12 protein-coding genes and 1 pseudogene are annotated in these 17,334 nt (G+C 63.9%); 5 read left to right on the top strand and 8 right to left on the bottom strand.

The features are described from left to right. Nucleotides 1-2,998 (bottom strand): tetratricopeptide repeat protein (locus ACLEQD_RS17220; RefSeq protein WP_410385311.1); only part of this gene is annotated, 2,998 nt, incomplete at its 3' end. A 209-nt stretch (nt 2,999-3,207) separates the two neighbouring features. Between ACLEQD_RS17220 and ACLEQD_RS17215 the strand changes: the two genes are divergently transcribed. Then, on the top strand, nt 3,208-3,546 hold the full coding sequence (locus ACLEQD_RS17215) for a hypothetical protein (RefSeq protein ID WP_410385310.1): 339 nt from the start codon (nt 3,208-3,210) through the stop codon (nt 3,544-3,546). After that, nucleotides 3,546-4,301 (top strand): hypothetical protein, encoded by a 756-nt coding sequence (locus tag ACLEQD_RS17210; protein WP_410385308.1) that lies wholly within the window; start codon nt 3,546-3,548, stop codon nt 4,299-4,301. Before ACLEQD_RS17215 ends, ACLEQD_RS17210 begins: the two co-directional genes overlap by 1 nt. Nucleotides 4,302-4,306: 5 nt before the next feature. Here the strand turns inward: ACLEQD_RS17210 and ACLEQD_RS17205 are convergent, their stop codons facing one another. From ACLEQD_RS17205 to hutH, 7 genes are all read right to left on the bottom strand, one after another. Further along, nucleotides 4,307-4,585 (bottom strand): hypothetical protein, encoded by a 279-nt coding sequence (locus tag ACLEQD_RS17205; RefSeq protein WP_410385312.1) that lies wholly within the window; start codon nt 4,583-4,585, stop codon nt 4,307-4,309. Between the two features lie 508 nt (nt 4,586-5,093). Continuing rightward, nucleotides 5,094-8,873 (bottom strand): SIR2 family NAD-dependent protein deacylase, encoded by a 3,780-nt coding sequence (locus tag ACLEQD_RS17200; protein ID WP_410385306.1) that lies wholly within the window; start codon nt 8,871-8,873, stop codon nt 5,094-5,096. A gap of 273 nt (nt 8,874-9,146) precedes the next feature. Further along, the gene (locus tag ACLEQD_RS17195; RefSeq protein WP_410385304.1) at nt 9,147-10,529 is read right to left on the bottom strand and encodes a serine hydrolase domain-containing protein; all 1,383 of its coding nucleotides are present in this window, start codon (nt 10,527-10,529) and stop codon (nt 9,147-9,149) included. A gap of 2 nt (nt 10,530-10,531) precedes the next feature. Continuing rightward, nucleotides 10,532-11,629 (bottom strand): serine hydrolase domain-containing protein, encoded by a 1,098-nt coding sequence (locus tag ACLEQD_RS17190; protein WP_410385302.1) that lies wholly within the window; start codon nt 11,627-11,629, stop codon nt 10,532-10,534. Nucleotides 11,630-11,748: 119 nt separating this feature from the next. Continuing rightward, nucleotides 11,749-12,471: a DUF5953 family protein gene (locus ACLEQD_RS17185; protein ID WP_410385300.1), complete on the bottom strand. Its 723-nt coding sequence runs from the start codon at nt 12,469-12,471 to the stop codon at nt 11,749-11,751. Between the two features lie 22 nt (nt 12,472-12,493). Further along, on the bottom strand, nt 12,494-13,081 hold the full coding sequence (locus ACLEQD_RS17180; RefSeq protein ID WP_410385299.1) for a DUF6310 domain-containing protein: 588 nt from the start codon (nt 13,079-13,081) through the stop codon (nt 12,494-12,496). A gap of 432 nt (nt 13,082-13,513) precedes the next feature. Then, the gene (hutH, locus tag ACLEQD_RS17175) at nt 13,514-15,040 is read right to left on the bottom strand and encodes a histidine ammonia-lyase (RefSeq protein ID WP_410385297.1); all 1,527 of its coding nucleotides are present in this window, start codon (nt 15,038-15,040) and stop codon (nt 13,514-13,516) included. 144 nt (nt 15,041-15,184) lie between these two features. Between hutH and ACLEQD_RS17170 the strand changes: the two are divergent. The 3 genes and pseudogenes from ACLEQD_RS17170 to ACLEQD_RS17160 form a co-directional block, all read left to right on the top strand. After that, nucleotides 15,185-16,461: pseudogene (locus ACLEQD_RS17170) on the top strand (aspartate kinase). A 118-nt stretch (nt 16,462-16,579) separates the two neighbouring features. After that, nucleotides 16,580-16,879, top strand: a complete 300-nt coding sequence (locus tag ACLEQD_RS17165) for a ComEA family DNA-binding protein (protein ID WP_410385296.1) — start codon at nt 16,580-16,582, stop codon at nt 16,877-16,879. Between the two features lie 9 nt (nt 16,880-16,888). Next, nucleotides 16,889-17,334: zinc-ribbon domain-containing protein (locus tag ACLEQD_RS17160; RefSeq protein WP_410385294.1), on the top strand; the 446-nt coding region annotated here is incomplete at its 3' end.

The raw sequence follows: 17,334 nt of genomic DNA, 5'->3' as shown, positions 1-17,334 counted from the left end.
TGGCGTCGCGGCTCGCGCGGGCCTCGGTCTCCATCATGGCGCGGGCGGTGGCGAAGTCGCCCCGGCGCAGGGCCACGCGGCGGGCGCCCTGGAGCGCGGGGAGGCACTGCGACTGCAGCTCCAGCGCCTGCCGGTACAGCGCGGCGGCCGGCTCCAGGTCGGGGTTCTTCTCCGCCAGCTCGGCCGCGCGCAGCAGCAGCTCCAGCGCCTCCGTGGCGTCGGTGGTGACGGCCAGCCGCATGCCGTACATGCGCGACAGGGCGGCGGTGTCCCCGGTCTGGCGCAGCACGCGCTCCAGGCTGAAGGCGAGCCGCGCGTCGGAGGGATCCGCGTCGAAGGCGCGCTGGTAGACCTCCAGGGTGCGCTCGGTGGGCGGGCCCTTCTCCTGATCCGCGGCGGCCAGCAGGCGCAGGGCGCTGGACAGGCGCGGGTCGGTGACGCGGTCGGCGATGCGGGTGCGCAGCTCCGCGCGGCGGGGGCGGTCCGACACGCGGATGCGCTCCAGCAGCGTGAGGGCGGTGAGGTTGCCGGGCTCCAGGCCCAGCACGGACTCGCAGCACTGCGCGGCGCGGGACGGCTCCTGGAAGCGGTCCAGGTACAGCCGCGCCAGCTTGAGGTACGCGGTCACCTTGGCCGCGGGCGTCTGGCCCACCTGCGTCTCGCGGTCGAGGATGGACACCAGCTCCTTCACGTTGTCCTGCGCGACGTACAGGCGCTCCAGCGCGCGCAGCGTGGCGGCGTGGCCCGGCGTCAGGCGCAGCACCTCCTGGTAGCCGTCGATGGCCAGCTCCGGCCGGCCCAGCTGGTCCTCCCAGATGGCGGCGGCCTGGTACATCGCGTTGGCGCGCTCCAGCGGATCCGTGCGGTTGGCGGCGTCCGCGCGCAGCACCTCCACCAGGCTCTCCCACGCTCCGTGGGCCCGGTGGATGCGGGCCAGCGCGCGCAGCGCCGGGAAGTAGCTGGGCGCCAGCATCAGCGCCTCCTGGTACGACGCCAGCGCCTCGTTCTCCTGCTTGAGGCGGTGCTCGTACAGCTCGCCAATCTTGTAGATGAGCGCGGCGGCCGCTTCGGTGGAGGTCGAGATCTCGGACTCCGCGCGGTACATGTCGATGAGCTTCTCCCACCGGCCGTCCTGCGCGTACAGCCGGCCCAGGGCCTTGAGCGCGGGCAGGTACGAGGGCGACAGCGCGAGCACGCGCTCATACGCGGTGATGGCGCCCACGCGGTCTTTCAGGTGCTCGTCCAGGATCTCCGCGTTGCGGTGGAGCAGCGACAGCACCTGCTTGGTGTCCCCGGCGAAGGACGCCTCCAGGTCGTTGGTCTCCAGGAGCTCGCGGTAGCGTCCGGCGCGCTCGTAGAGGCGGGCCAGGTTGCGCAGCGTGGGCAGGTGATCCGACGCCAGGTCGAGGATGCGCTTCATGCACTCGATGGCGTGGTCGAGGTCGCCCAGGCGGTCCTCGTAGATGACCGCCATCTTGTTGAGCGTGGTGATGACCTGATCGCGGTCGGACGTCTGGAGCAGATCCTGCTCGAACATCGACACGAGTTCCGCGAAGCGGCCCTGGCGCTCGTAGAGGCGGGTGAGGGCCTTCTGCGCGGGGAGGTAGCCGGGCTGGAGCTGGAGGCACGCGTTGTAGCGCGCGATGGCGTCCTCCTGGCGGCTCAGGCGCTCCTCCAGAATCTCGGCCGCCTTGTACATGCGCGCGGCCTTGCCCTTGGCGTCCTCGGCGGCGGTGACCTCCGCGTCGAAGACGGCGACGAGGCCTTCCCAGTTCTGCATCCGGTACGACAGCTTGCCCAGGCCCGCGAGCGCGGCGGCATGGCTGGGGATGCGGGAGAGGATGGCCTGGTAGCGGGCGGCGGCCTCCTGGTCGCGCTTGAGGTCGTCCTCGTACAGCGCGGCGAGGCGCAGGTTGATGGCGACGAGCTCGCTCTCGTCGTTGATGGAGCCCACCCACGCGAGCAGCACGTCGGCCAGCTCCTCGAAGCGGCCCTGGGTCTCGTAGATGCCGGCGAGCGCGCTCAGCACGAGCGGCTCATTCGGGCTCACGCGCCGGGCGGCGAGCAGCGCGGACAGGGCGTCGTCCTTGCGGCCCAGGCGGTCGTGGATCTTGGCGATGTGGAGGTACGCGGGAGCGGCCTGGGAGCCCTGGCCCTCGGCCTCGGAGAGGAGGGCGGAGAGCAGCTCATCGGTGCGGCCCTCGCGCTCGGCGACGCGCTTGACGGCGGCCTGGAGCAGCGGGTCGGAGCGGTCGAGCGCGAACGCCTCACGGAACGCCGCGGCGGCGGCCTCCTTCTGCTTGAGGCGCTCCTCCAGGACCATGCCCGCGGAGGTGAGGTAGTGGGCGCGAAGGGACGGCGGGACGACGGCGGCGGCGAGCAGCCGGTAGATCTCCACCAGCGCGCCCGCGTCGTTGCGGGACGCGTAGACGGACTCGAGCTGGGTGAGGAGGGTGACGTCGGTGGGCTTGCGGTCCAGGGCCTGGCGCAGGGCATCCGCGGCGTCGTTGTCGCGGGACAGCCGCTCCTCGAGGATCTGCCCCTTCTCGAAGAGGAGGGAGGCCTGCTGGCGAGGGTCCTCGGCGGCGATGAGCTCCGCGTCGATGAGCTGCACGACCATCTGCCAGTTGCCGACGTCGGCGAAGAGGCGGCGGGCGGCGCGGATGTTGGCGAGGAAGCGCGGCGCCAGCTTGTAGGCGTTCTGGAACGCGACGGCGGCGTTGCGGGGATTCTTGAGCGGCTCTTCCCAGAGCAGGCCGACCTCATGGAAGAGGAGGGCGGCCGTCTGCGGCTCGGTGGTGGCGAGCGCCTTGGCCTCGCGCTCCATGGAGGCGATGCGCTCGCGGGCATCGTCCTCGGCGCTGGCGGTGGGGACGGGAGCGGGGAGGGTGGTCACGTTCTGGGCCAGTGCCTGGGCCGCGCCCGTCGGTTCGGGGACTCCGGGGGGAGGCACCGATGCGGAGGACGAAGGCCGCGTGACGTCATTGCGCTCGCTCATGGAAGCCGGCTCCAGGCACTATGGAATTGAGAGGGGGAGACTGAACGGGAGTTCGTACCACGCGCTCGGCTGGCCCCTCAACTTCCCGTCTTTCCTGGCGATTTGAGTGCAGGGGAGGCAGGCGGACGGGCGGTGGGACGGCGTCGGGGGCGCGGGCAGGCGGCCGTGTTGCTCCGGTGCGGAGGGGCGTGGTTGGCTCCACACTCCCCGTGAGCCCACCTCCCGTCGTCGATCCCCCGATTCCTGTCGCCGCGAAGGATCAGGCGGCCCTGGAGAAGTACGTCGGCCCCTGCTACTCGCTGGCCCGCTACCAGTCCACGGACGTGCTCGTGGTGGAGAGCTTCACCGGGGAGAAGCAGCTGTGGGTCAACCCGCATTACGGGGGCTACCGCAACGCCTGGACCGCCGCCTTCGGGCCCGTGGTCGCAGGGCATGACGTCGACCACATCTACTCGAAGAACCGGGGGAAGCTGTACGGGTACGGGTACGTGCGCTGTGCCCTGGTGGACTCGAAAGCCAACCAGCGGAGCGGTGAGTTCGAGTCCTGATGGGGAAGGTGTTCGAGGCGAACAAGGCCTTCCACGGGGACCAGGCGATGCAGGCGCAGGAGATCCGCTACGCGGACGCGGTGCAGGAGGCGAAGTTGAAGCACCTCGCCTTCAAGCCCAAGGAGGCCTACGCGCCCCTCCAGCGCCAGGGCCAGGCCATCCTGTCGGGCTCGCGGCTGGTCGGAAAGACGACGCGGTTGACCCCACAGCCGGGACCGCGGGTCACGGTTCCGCTGCAACCCGTCAGCACGCAGCCGGCGGCGGTGAAGTCGCAGTTGACGCCAGTGCCGCTGAAGCCGTTGCCGCCCGCGCGTCGCTTCCAGGTCACGGCCGTGACGCTCCGCCGGATGCCGACCTCGAATGGGATCGAGGTGGTGACGGGGACGAAGTCGTACAACTGGTCCGCCTCGGTCGTTGAGTGGATCATGAGCGGCCTGATCACCGCCGCCAACTACAAGCGCACCCAGGAGAAGCTGGATAAGATCCTCGAGCGTGTCGGGCCGCATCTTCCGAAGAACGGAGGAGTGCTGATCGCGACCGTCTACGAGCAGCCGAACAACGCGGCCCAGTACGGCTACTCCACGGAACTCTTCCTGTACGCGTACGTCCTGGGCATCGGAGCGACGCCCCAGGAGGCCTACCAGCGCTACCTGGAGAAGACCTCCCGGCCGGACTACGCCACGCTGTCACCCGCGGCCAGGAAGAACTGGTCGAAGGTCGAACACCACGTCTGGATCCGGAGCGAGGACCGCTGAGCGCGTCACTCGTCCGTGACGTCCAGCTCAGCGATCAACCCTGCTGGATTAAACGTGACCTTCCAGCGCTGCGTCAGGTCCTTGCCGTACACGGCGCGGTAGGTCCGTGACAGGTGGTCCGCCGAGTCCTCCAGGAGGACCAGGCGGCTCAGTGGAGGCATTCCGCCGAGATGGTCCCCGGTCCCCAGCGCATGCCCGCGAGGCGTCGCGTACGGGAGGAAGGCGCCCACCTGCACATTCTCCACCTTGCCCGCGGTGCCCGTGTACTGGCGCGTCCCACTCACGGACTCTTCTCCAGGATGCTTGTCTCATTCACCGCCAGGATGCTGTCTTCGGACAGCGCCCTTGCGTGCGTACTCCAGCACATCATCGCACACCGGAGGCGCAGCACACTTCGCACGCAATCGCAGTGCTGGAAAGCATATGGCGCTCGGTGCACACGTTCTCCGAGAGGCCCACTCATTGTTGCGCTGCGCCTGCCCCCGGAGTGCATTCACGTGCTCGACAGTGGCGGCATGCGCCTCGCGTCGGCAGAAGTGAGGCTTCAGCTAAGCGCCTACCGCCTCCAGTTCCGTCACGAGACGACATTTCAGCAGGACCTCTGGTGCCTGCACCTTTGTGTACGAGGGGGACTACATGAAAGCCTCGTTCCTCCGTTCTCCTTTTTCTTCACCAGGATGGAAGACAGCGGTTCCCTCCGAACCACAGCTGTAGGCTTCAGCCGGTCGAACATTTGCTCCTGCTCAAAGAAGTCTCCTTTAGGAGCAACAAAACTGCATTAACCTTGTCGGCCTAGGACCACCATTTGATGTCGCGCCTTGCTTCAAGTTCGGCGGACGCTCGTCCAATGTCTGCATAGTATTTAATCTCGGCTTTGGCGTCGTTGCGACCGGCGTCAAGAATTGACTGTGCTTCGACAGCGGTCGCTGACGCATGCGCAGGACTAGAAAGCACACCGAGCCAGAACGCAGAAGTCGCACAGACTGACGACTCTGTTCTCCCAAGCCCATCACCAAGTATGTGCAACCATCTTAGCCTGAGATTTTTGGGATGTAGGGTTGAAAGTGTTTTGCCAATGTAGGCCAATGCCTCAGCCGCCACATTTCGACTTGGATGGCGAGCTGCTAGCTCAACGCACGGAATCCAAGCCGTAGGGATGACCGTATTGACCAGCGAAAACCGTCTAGCAGCCTGCAGTCCTGCCACTAAAGCCAAATACCATGCGCTTTCTGACGAGTTGTGCTGACGGTTGAACTGGTTCCAAGGCGCAGGCCTCTTGGCGCCAGGCTCTAGCGGCCAGTTACCCCGAAGCAGGTCGGTAATTTTCTCTTGCAACAAGCTAGTCGTCCCGCTCAGGCGACTTGCCGGGATAAGAGCAATGGAGCGGGTGGCTGCTGGATGTCGACGCAATAGTTCTTCAGTAGTTCGCGCTGCCTGCGCCCAGTGCCGCCTCCTAGAACCGGTAAGCACTCGGGCAGGAAGCAGCGAGAGAACGGACACCAAGTCGATGGATACACGATCTCTTGCCAGCCTTGCCTCCGCGGAAACTAGCGCAGCATGAATCTGCTCTGTGTTTAAAAAATCAAACATCTCAACGATGAATCCCACATCGTTCTCGCTGGCTGAATGATCAACAAGCCGCGCGTGCGCGCGCAGTACAGACTGCCGCACAACGTTTAAGGATGATTCCGTGGCTGAGTGCTTCAAGCATCTCATGGCTTCATGTTCAGAGAATCTATTTTCATTGGAAGTGTTGCTCATCCACTTTAAGACCGTCTTCTCAACAGCCTCTGCGAGCGCTTGATAGCTTGGGCTCTTCTCGGGCTCGATCGTTGCCAGCAAGCTCGAAATTCCACCAAAAAGCCCTCGTGTGTAAGAAATATCGATTTTCTGCTTGCTGTCGACATCTCGCCTTAGAACCCTCATGACGGCCCGAACTACTTCGTCAACGTCAAGGCGTCCAAGCTTGTTAAGATCACTCCATGCGACTCGATGGAGTCGCTCAACTGCTGCGGTGCGCACACGCAAGTCATCTGAGTCTAGGAATCTCAGCAGCCACCCCGTAGAATCCTCGAAGTGAGAAGCGATATAGAATGCCAAATCGACAAGATCTATCCAGACAGCCCAAACGGCCCTTCCCGCGAATACGTTGTTGCGTCCAGGGCTCCGCGAGTGCTGGAGCGAAAGCACCCCCGCAAACTGCTCCAGGAATGACCTTAGCGCACCAAGATCCTCTTGGCTCAAAGAAGGCATTAGGTGCTTGATTGCCCCCATTTGTGCTACCCATTCTCGAGGAACTCGCCCAGGACTTAGAAGTCGATTCAAAATCTTCCTGAAGTCTTCCTGCGAGGCATAGTCACTTGGGGGGTAAAGCTCAAACAATCGCTCTAGTGACTCCGTTGCGCCATATCGAACAAGCAGAGAGACGGCTTCAAACTCTCCGCCAGTTTGACGAAAAGCGAATTCCCCCACCAACTTCGCCATGTCCATGCAGTAATTCGGAGGAAGCCCAAGTTCCTCTAGCTTTAAAAGGGCATTCCATAAATGGGAATAATCATTAAACCTTGAGGAGCCGCCTTCGGGGAATCGCTTCAGGTCCCGAAGTTCGTTCTCAACCCCGTCCAATAGTTGAGTTCGCGCCTTGTTTTTTGTTCTGGAAACTCTTTCTTCTAAATACTTAACATCTCGATCTTCCCGAAGCTTGTCGAGTCTCCGGTAGAGTTGGCTTCTTCTTGAAGGAGTCTCGACTTGTTGGGGATTGTATGAACCAATTTCGTCAAAAGGTAACGTACATAGCAATCCTTGTATTGCAACCCATTCCGAGACCCGGTCATGCTCTCTTCGGGCCCTTGCTACAGCAGCATCGTATGCTCGGTGGGCTGATTCGACGTCGTTGACAAGCAAGAAATGGGCGCCTTGGATGCTGAGGCTGGTTGCGCTTAAATCGTCGTCATGCTTTGCCTCGTCCCGAAGAGGGTCACGAGCATTCCGAAAGGCATGGAGACGACGCATCCTGGTTAATTCATCGCGAACGGTTTCCGATGCGTGCGAGCTGAGAATCTCGGTTTCGATCCGCGCCGCTTCTGTTGTATTTTCTAGCTCATATGCGGATCGGCATTCGGCTAGTTTGACTCGAGCTCGGTCTTGGGGACTGAGCTTTTTCTCGAAGCCCTGCTCGCGAAGGGTCGCGATGAGGTCGTAAATTTCACCCTGGAATGATAGAGAGACTTTGGACCCAAAATAGAGAATGCCGAGAAAAAGCCAACGCATGGCCACGTCGTCATTCTTAATGCTGGAAATTACAAAACTCAGGCTGTCGCGCGAGGACAGGTCCCCTGTGGTCGTACGCGTCCCTCCGCCAGAGGCATCTCTAAGGGCCCCTTCCAATGGGCTTGGGGTGGGCCGTGATAGTTTCCGGTCCGCTGAAAACTCATTCCCACTGTTCGGAATGAGCCATCTTTCTGCGAATGCTTCCCATGCGGAAAATTGGTCTCTATTGTCGATAGGAACTCGAGGCAGGCCAATTAAGACTCGTTCGAGTGCTTGAAGGGCGGTCGTCGCGTCTGGCTCTTCTTTAATGTTGTTTTTAATGTACTTTCTTAGGGATGAGGGAGATTCAATCCATTGCCGGGACATAGTGTCCGAGGTGTTGCCAAGCAGGTGGGCGATGCCTCCCAAGAGTGTCCCGTAATACTCGGGAAGTGTCTCAAAGTTGAAGTCGTCAGTTGGTGTTTTCAGACTAATGAACTGAATTCCTTGCCCCCTCCAATAGCTACGTCGGGCATCGCTTATTGGCTCGTGCTGAAGACAAAGTACCGATGGTCTTCCAGTGCTTTGCAATAAGTCTCTAACCCATCCGTTTAGTGCATAGAAGTTCGGATCGTCTAGGCTAAACCCAACCACCAAGACGGGGTGCTGGGTGAATAGTTGTCTGACGCGAGTTACCATTCCGGGATGGGTCTCCACGTAGCGTCGATAGTCCTCCGAAGTTAAGACTAGGCTGGCAGCATCGTTCAATATTCCATGCAGGTGCACAAGTTCGCAGGCGGCGCCGGGAAGTCGCGGGCGCGAAAGATCTTGATCGCGATACACCATGTGGACTTGACCGCGGTCGCCTGAAGACTCATATGCTCGTTCAATTAGTGTGTCGTAATTTGTCGTCAGAATGCTCTCCCATTCTATTGTAGAGAGCACCTGGTGTGGCAGTCCCGGTAATAAATCATGATCAGGCACTGCCTCCTGCATCTGCAGGTGGAGTTGCTGCAAGCCCTGCAGTTCCTTGAAGTACTGTGCAACTCGCAGGTAGTCGTTCTCCTTTCGATCTCCTTCGCGTAGTCCTTGTTTGAGCTTTTCGATTAGTCCATGCCAGCTTAGGCACTTGGGCGCATCTTGACGGCCGGGCGAGCGATCTCTCCAGCCAGGGCGCGGGATCGCATTCAAAGAAAGTCCTGCACCGGCAAACAGGACGGGGCGCACGCGCCTTGCGGATTTGATCCACCCGTCAAGAACAGCCTTATCATCTGTCGAGAGGAGAGCGTCTGGGTTTATGGAGATGCCAATGGGCTTTGTCATTGGGGCTTATTCAAGCAGATCTCTCTCTTGCTGGCAATTCGCTGTTTGACGGCAAGCCTCTAGCTAGGCTTGGCCGCTATCGCTTGGGCGTCGAGCGCACACTGGCACGGAAGAATCAGTTGCGTCTGCTCGAGCCCGGGAAAAACGCACGAATGACGTCCACTTCAGCTTCCTTGTCCTTGACCTCTGCGTCATGTCTTTGTGTTCTCCCCGTCCGGTATTCGCAAAAGGCTGTTGGTCCTTGGGTAGAGGCCTGATGGGGATGAATGTGGCTTACTCGTCCGCGGCATCCAGAGCGACGATTAGTCCTGCCGAATTGAATGTGGCCCTCCAGCGCAGCGTCTGGTTCTTGCCATATACCGCGCGGTAAGTCCGTGACAGGTGGTCCGCCGAGTCCTCTAGGAGGACCAAGCGGCTCAGCCGAGGCATTCCGCCAAGCTGGATGGGCAGCCACTCATTCAGGTCCGCGAGCGCGTCCTTCGCGGAGCCGGTGAAATAGCGGGCTTCCGCCTTACCCTGGGCCAGCGTGGGCAGGAGTTGCTTCAACGTCTCGCTCAACTCGGTGGCTGCGTCGGTGATGCCGGGGTCGTTCAGGAAAGGCGGGGGCGACAGGTAGAAGTTCGCCACGCCGTGCGCGAGGTTGGGGACCAGCTTCCGCTGGTTCGTCAGCACGACCACGGCCAGCTTGTCGTCCGGGTAGTAGACCGTGTCCGACAGCGCAGGACCGCCGCTGTGACCGACCTCGGAACGTCCCCGGTAACGGCCTACGGTCCAGCCCACCGCGAAGCTGCTGCGCTTGCCGTCCTTGAGTATGGGTGGCGTCCACATGGCGGAGCGCAGTTCCGGCTTCAACAGTTTGTCGCTCATTAGCGCAGCTACGAACCTGGACATGTCCGTTACGGATGAGAACAGTCCACCGGCCGCCAGCGTGTAATGCGGATACACGAACCAGTATTGCTGCTGGTGATCAGTGCGCCATTGATAGGTAGCCGCCCGCGCAGGGACCACGTCACTGGTCAGAACAATGTCATCCTCGGTGAGAATGGCTCGGTCGAAACCACTGTTCGTCATGCCCAGGGGCGTGAAGATGCGGTCGCGCAGGAGTTGCTGGAAGGGCGCACCGCCCACCTTCTCCAGCACCTGGGTGAGGAGGACGAAGTCGTCCGAACCATAGGCGGCTTTCTCGCCTGGCGCTGCCGCAAGCGGGACCTTCTTCGCCGCCTCGACGGCGACCGCGACGCTGGAGACATCGGCGTTCACCGGCCCAGGCTTCATCCCGGACGTGTGGCTCGCGAGATGAAGGACCGTGAGGTCCTTCCACGCGAGGCAGTCGGCGATGTACTGGCAGACGCGGTCATCGAGCTTGAGCTTGCCCTGTCCCACGAGGTCCATCAGCAGTACCGCCGTGAACATCTTGGTGCCGGAGGCAATCTGGAACGCCGTGCGGGTACTGGCCGGCGCGTTCCATTCCAGATTCGCCGTGCCATAGGCCGCGAGCTTGATCACCTTGCCATCGCGGACCACCGCGACAGCGGCACCCGGAATGTGATTGCGGGCCATCTCCGCGCGCAGGAACGCGTCCACCTTGTCAGGTGCGCCCAAGGCCAGCTGCGCCCATCCCATGAGGACCAACAAGCCCCAGCGGTGAGTGCGCATGATCAATTCTCTTTCGGGGCGCTCGGAAGCCCGAGAAGCGATTCAGTGAAGGCGAAGAGCTTCGAATCATCCGGTCGCAGGTTGCTCAGGATGATGACGGTGCGGCCGTCGTCGAGGACGCGCCAGGACACGGTGCGATAGGCGCCACTCGTCCCGTCGTTCGTCGCGACTGTCTGCGCGGCCTGTCCCTTCGCCTCATAGGCCCGGACGCGGCCTCCCAGGGCGTAGGCGGACTCGGGACGTTCCACCGTCAGCAGGGCCTTCCTGGATGCAGGCGACAGGAGTTTTCCCGAGAGCACGCCGTGATTCAGTCGCAGCATGTCATCGGCGGTGCTGTAGAACCCGCCACCGGTCACCAGGTAGTTCGGGAGCGTGTAGACGCGACGCTCGACCTTCGGTTCCAGGGAGCGGTACCCCAAGGCAAGGTTCGGAACGTTCCCGGCTTCGCCCGCCGCGATGCCGCTGTCCTTCATGCGCAGGGGCTTGAATAAAAGGCGCTGGGCGAGCTGTGCATATGGCTGCCCGGAGACTCGCTCCAGGATGGCCTGCACGAGAATCCAGTTCGTGATGTTGTAGTCAAAACGGGAGCCCGGCGTGAACACCAGGTCGCCGCTCGCGTATCGGGTCACGGCTTCAGCCTGCGGACGCGTCTCGCTCTCGATGCTGGGATCCTTCTTGAATGCGTCCATGAGCCCATTGGGCAGACCGCTGCCGTGACTGATCAGGTGGCGCAGGGTGATCTGCTTCCCCGTATCCGCGCGGTACTCCGGGAGGTAGGTGAGGATGGGCTCGTCGAGCGCCAGCTTCCCTTCGTCCACAAGGCGCAGGACCACGATGGACGTGAGCCACTTACTCACCGAGCCCACGAAGAAGCGGCTGTTCCGCGTGAGGGGCTCCTTCGCTTCGGCGTTCTTGACCCCGAACGCCTCCACGTACTCGGCACGCGAGCCCTTGCCGACGAGGACGACTCCGTTGAAACGTGTGTCGGTGGCGAACTGCCGGGCTCGTGCCCGGACCCCGTCTTCCGCACGCCCAGGCAGCGAGATGCAAAGGCCTGCAAGCAGCCCCAGGGAGGTCAGCTTGAGGTGATTCACGGACATGAAGTGCCTCGATGACGGGGCCGGCCTACGGTCAGTCGAATCCCGCATACGTTGGGAGACGAAGCCGATTGCATGAAATCGGCTTCGGGGGAGCGCCAGTCGGGTGTGTGGCTGTTGCCTCAACGCCCGCCGATCTTTGGGAAGCGCTCGTAGCCCTTCAGGAGCATTTCCAGGTGCGCCGCGTTCTCAAGATCGAGTGGCGCATCCGTAAGTCGAACGAGCCAGTTTCCTGAGTCCAGGCACCGCGCGCGTGAAAGCAGGTCTGCGTCCCGGCTCGGGTTGGGAAATCCAAGAGTCTGCGCAACCGCCGTCGACCAATGGTTCAGCCACCCAAGGCGATGCGGAATCGCAGGAGAGGAGCGCGCATCCGGCGCCATGAGGACCGGAAGGCCTCTCGGTGGAGATGGAGGCCCGTCCAGTGTGGGGGCTGTCTGCTCAGCAATGTCTGCTGCCGCTGCGAACGGCGTCAAGTCTCCCCACCGGGCATCGGAAGTCTCCGCTACAGCCGCCAATACAGCCTCTGCCAGTCCAATCACAGTGGCATTCAGGGGAAGTCTCATATGCACTTCAAGCTGAGGCTTGCCTCCAGGGCCGTCCGGATTCTCCAGCCCGTAGAGCGTCACAGGCGTCTGATCGTCGTCGTTACAGAGGAACGGCAGCCCGCCGTCCATCGTGTTGGCCGCGACCCAGTCATCGCGGCGCTCCAGGGTGATGAGATCTCCCTTTTCAGAAGTCGTCCATGCCAGCCTCAAGCCAGGAAGGGCATGCTCCACGACATGAACAATGGCGAGAGGCCGCTTGTCGGCGCGGGTCAGCGCAGGCGCGTAGACGATGAGGCTCAAGAAGTCCTGTTCGGAGGGCAATTCAACACCAGTCCATGAGAACGACCTTGAGCTTGCTGTCTGCTCGAAGCAGCGCTTGCTTGTGAGCCTTGCTCCGAACGCCAATCACGAAGTCGTATCCGCAGGCACTGGCCAGTGCTTGTTCGCGTCGCAGTTCAGGGAGTTTCATCTTCACGAAGAAGTCCTGAGATCGGAGCGGTTGCTTTTCGAAGTCGTCTGTTTTGACTTCCCACAGCGTCCGTGTGGCCGGCACCAAGGCATCGAAGTACTTCCCGTTGACGAGCACATTCAGACCGCGAAACGCGTTGCCTCGAATGTCGTTGGCGCACTGGTTGTGAGGATCATTGCCTCCTCGTGGAGGGCCCGGAACCGGCCTGCATTCCGGCCGGCGCTCGTACTCCAGTGACTCTGGCGGCACTGGAGGAAACACGTCCTGCGGTGACGGCGCAGGCTTTGGATGTCGGTTTGCCGAGGAGGCAGGAAGAACGGGCTTCGTCAGGGGTTCGACCGTTTCCACTTCGGGCATGTTTCCTTTCAATTCGTAGTCGGCGAGCGCCTCCTTGATGGCGACCCCTATCACCAGCGCGCCGATGACGATGACGGCGCCCACGGCGATTTCCGGCGCTGTCAGGACACAGAAGCCGATGCCTATTGCAGCCGCGCCTGCTGAGGCGACCGCGCACCTTCCCGATGGGTCGTTGAATTGGATCCGGTCATGGTCGAGCGCTTGAAAGCACCTCTCCACAAGGGCAGACCATGGTTGGGCCGCCTCACGGACAGCACAGCGCCCCTCATCCGTCCACGGTAGCGCCGCCGCTCGCTGGAGGTTGGTGAGCCTCCTGGGCCGGGATACGTGCCCTCCAGGACTCGGTGCTGGTGTGGCGCATGCGGAGAGAAAGAGCAGAAGCGCAGCGAAGGCCCGCAGTCGCATGGCGACATTCCTTACGGCGAGCTGGTGGCTCGCGTGTCTCTGCCGACTGGCTCAGGCTGCAAACACCTCCGGACGTCGGACGGTCCGGAGGTCCCTTGCATCGGAGGCGCTTCAGGCGGTCGCGGACCGCACGGCCTCACGGAGCGCCCCGGACTCCACCAGTGCCGTGACCGCCGTGATGTCGTGATGCAGCTCGCGGTCGCGGTCCATGTGCGGAACCTTGCTGCGCACCAGTTCATGCGCCGCCAGGACGCCCTTGCCGGGCTTGACCGGCTGACGGAAGTCCAGCGCCTGCGCCGCGACCAGCACTTCAATCGCCAGACACGAACGCGCGAACTCCGACACCTGACGCCCCTTGAGCGCGGCCGTCATGCCCATGGACACGTGGTCCTCACGGCCCGCGGAGGAGGGGATGGAGTCCACCGACGCCGGGTGGCTCAGGATGCGCGACTCCGCCACCAGGGCCGCCGCGGTCACCTGGGCGATCATGAACCCGGAGTTCAACCCGCTGTTCTTCGCCAGGAACGCCGGCAGTCCGGACAGTGACGGGTTCACCATCTGCTCCACGCGGCGCTCGGAGATGCTCGACAGCTGCGTCAGGGACATGGCCACCACGTCCATCGCCAGCGAGATGGGCTGACCGTGGAAGTTGCCTCCGGAGATGATGCTCTCCGTGTCCGCGAACACCAGCGGGTTGTCCGTCCCGCTGTTCACCTCCACCTCCAGGATGCGACGCGCGAACGCCAATCCCTCACGCGCGGAGCCGTGCACCTGCGGGATGCACCGGAGGCTGTACGGGTCCTGCACCTTGCTGCAGTGGACGTGCGTCTCCACCAGCTCGCTGCCCTTCAGAATCCGGCGCAGGTGCTCCGCCACCGCCTTCTGGCCCGCGTGCGGACGCACCGCGTGGATCTCCGGCAGGAACGGCTTGTGGCTTCCCAGCAGGCCCTCCACCGTCATCGCTCCCGCGATGTCCGCCACGTCCGCCAACAGCTCCGCTCGCAGCTGCGTCAGCGTTCCCACCGCGCACATCGCTTGCGTGCCGTTGATCAGCGTCAGGCCTTCCTTCGCCTCCAGCACCACCGGCTTCAGGCCCGCCTTCTCCAGCGCCTGCTTCGACGGCATCCTCACGCCCTCGAAGAACGCCTCGCCCTCGCCAATCAGCACCAGCGCCAGGTGCGCCAGCGGGGCCAGGTCTCCGGACGCGCCCACGCTTCCCCGCTCGGGGACCACCGGCACCACGTCCCGGTTCAGCATGTCGATGGCCAGGTTCAGCGTCTCCATCCGGATGCCGCTGAAGCCCTTCGCCAGCACGTTGGCCCGGAGGAGCAGCAGGACGCGCGCTTCCGGCAGGGGCAGCGGATTCCCCACGCCACAGGCGTGCGACAGGATGAGGTTTCGCTGCAGGTCGCGCAGGTCCTTCCGGTCGATCCGCACCTCCGCCAGCGTGCCGAAGCCCGTGTTGATTCCGTAGGACGGCGTGTCTCCGGCCGCCACCCGGTCCACCAACGTCCGGGAGGCCTGCACCCGCTGCGCGGCTTCGGGGGCGAGCTCCACCGTGACTTCGTGGCGGGAGACCTGGAGGATCTCCTCCAGCTTCAGGGTGTCACCATCGATGAGGAGGCGGGGGCGGGACATGTCTTGGTACTCCAGGAATGCGGCTTGAAGTCGTTGGGCCACGAACGCTAGCGGATTCGCGGCAGGCAGGTTGAGGGCCCTTTACACCCGGGGCCCGGCGCCCATATAGCCTGCGCGCGTCCGTGCAGGGAGGTCGCAAGCCCCGTGGCCCTCATCGTCCAGAAGTATGGCGGTACCTCGGTGGGTGACACCGAGCGCATGAAGAACGTCGCTCGCCGCTGCCTCGCCACCCAGAAGGCCGGCCATGACGTCGTGGTGGTCGTGTCCGCCATGTCCGGTGAGACCAACCGCCTGCTCAAGCTCGTGGCGCAGATCACCGACCGGCCGACGAGCGCGAGCAGGACGTCGTCGTCGCCACCGGCGAGCAGGTGTCCATCGGGCTCGTCGCCATGGCCATCCAGGCGCAGGGCGGCAAGGCCGTGAGCTTCCTCGGCCACCAGGTGCGCATCGTCACCGACAGCACCTTCTCCAAGGCGCGCATCAAGAGCATCGACGCGGAGCCCATCCGCGCCGCGCTGAAGCAGGGGAAGATCGTCGTCGTCGCCGGCTTCCAGGGCGTGGACGAGACGGGCAGCGTCACCACGCTGGGCCGCGGCGGGTCCGACACGACGGGCGTCGCGCTGGCCGCCGCGCTCAAGGCCGACGCGTGTGAAATCTATACGGACGTCGACGGCGTCTACACCACCGACCCCAACGTGTGCCCGGCCGCGAAGAAGCTGGACCGCATCACCTACGAGGAGATGCTGGAGCTGGCCAGCCTGGGCGCCAAGGTGTTGCAGATCCGCTCGGTCGAATTCGCCATGAAGTACAAGGTGCCCCTGTGGGTGAAGTCTTCCTTCACCGAGGATCCGGGCACGCTCGTCTGCGAGGAGGACGCATCCATGGAGGACGTGCTGGTTCGAGGGGTCGCCTACGACCGGAACGAGGCGAAGATCACCGTGGTCGGCGTGCCGGATCAGCCGGGCATGGCGGCGAAGCTCTTCGGAGCGCTCGACGCGAAGCACATCGTGGTGGACCTCATCGTGCAGAACCCGTCCCGCGACGGGCGCACCGACGTCACCTTCACCGTCGCCAAGTCGGACTTCACCAAGGCCCACGAGGTCGTGAAGCAGGCCGCGCAGGAAGTGGGCGCCACCGGCCTCGAGGTCGATGACGCCATCGCCAAGGTGTCCATCGTCGGCGTGGGCATGCGCAACCACTCGGGCGTGGCGGCGAAGATGTTCCAGACGCTCTCCCAGGAGGGCATCAACATCCAGCTCATCTCCACGTCGGAGATCAAGACGTCCTGTGTGATCCACACGAAGTACACGGAGCTGGCGGTGCGCGCGCTGCACACGGCCTTCGGGCTGGACGCGCCGCCCCCCGTGACGGCCAACCCCACCGTGTCCGAGGTGGACGCGCTCCAGGGGCAGAAGGCCTGAGGCGGTTCGGGCGCACGTCCGCGCTCGCGGCGCTGTCGCTGGGGCTGCTCGCCCTGGGCTTCACGGCCCGGGCGCGGTGGCCGGACTCGCGGCCGTCGCTCGACTGCCGCCGGAGGCCGTGCGCCTGGACCCGGCGGGGCTCGCCACCTGCGGCCCGGGGACGGTGCCCACGGGGAGCCAGGCGCTCGCGCTGGGGCTCAAGCTGGACCTGAATGCGGCCTCCGAGTCCGAGCTGGCCCTCTTGCCCGGGGTAGGCCGTGACCTGGCCAGACGGCTGGTGTCCGCCCGCGAGGCGCAGGGCCGGTTCGTGAGCTGGGAGAACGTGGACGCGGTCCCCGGCGTGGGCGCTGCCAAGTTGGAGACCCTCCGGGCAGCCACCGTGCTGGACGCGGCGGCGGCGGATGGGAGCGTGTGGTAAGGACGGCCGGTGCAGATCGCCTGCCCGCAATGCTCGATGCAGTACGTGCTGGATGCCCGACTCCTGCCGCCTGGCGGCGCTTCGGTGCAGTGCACGCGGTGTGGCCATGTGTTCAAGGCCTCGCCCACCGGTGTCATGGCTCCCGCGCCGAAGATTCCTCCGGCGGGTGGGGGAGACCGTACGGGTGCGCCGTCGTCCACGCAGATCTTCGGCGGTGACAGCAGCGCCAACCTGAAGTCCACGAACCTGTTCGCGGGTTCCACCACGGCGTCCGGTTCCTTCGTTCCGCAGCCGACGCCGCCTTCGGGCGCGGTGGCTTCGTCGGGCGTGATTCCTCCGCCCCCGTCCATCGCGCCGGTCGCGGCGGCGTCCGGCACGCAGCCTCCGGCGATGGGCACCACGCGTGCCTTTGGCGCGGTGGGGCCCGGCGTGGGGGCTCCTCCCGCGGCGGCGAC

Source organism: Corallococcus sp. 4LFB (assembly GCF_046520365.1).
Lineage (GTDB): Bacteria > Myxococcota > Myxococcia > Myxococcales > Myxococcaceae > Corallococcus > Corallococcus caeni.
This window is presented reverse-complemented; position numbering and strand designations above follow the sequence as displayed.

Coding starts and splice junctions, on each gene's coding strand:
- ACLEQD_RS17210 (WP_410385308.1), top strand. CDS start 3,546: ATGGGGAAGGTGTTCGAGGCGAACAAGGCCTTCCACGGGGACCAGGCG.
- ACLEQD_RS17200 (WP_410385306.1), bottom strand. CDS start 8,873: ATGACAAAGCCCATTGGCATCTCCATAAACCCAGACGCTCTCCTCTCG.
- ACLEQD_RS17195 (WP_410385304.1), bottom strand. CDS start 10,529: ATGCGCACTCACCGCTGGGGCTTGTTGGTCCTCATGGGATGGGCGCAG.
- ACLEQD_RS17190 (WP_410385302.1), bottom strand. CDS start 11,629: ATGTCCGTGAATCACCTCAAGCTGACCTCCCTGGGGCTGCTTGCAGGC.
- hutH (WP_410385297.1), bottom strand. CDS start 15,040: ATGTCCCGCCCCCGCCTCCTCATCGATGGTGACACCCTGAAGCTGGAG.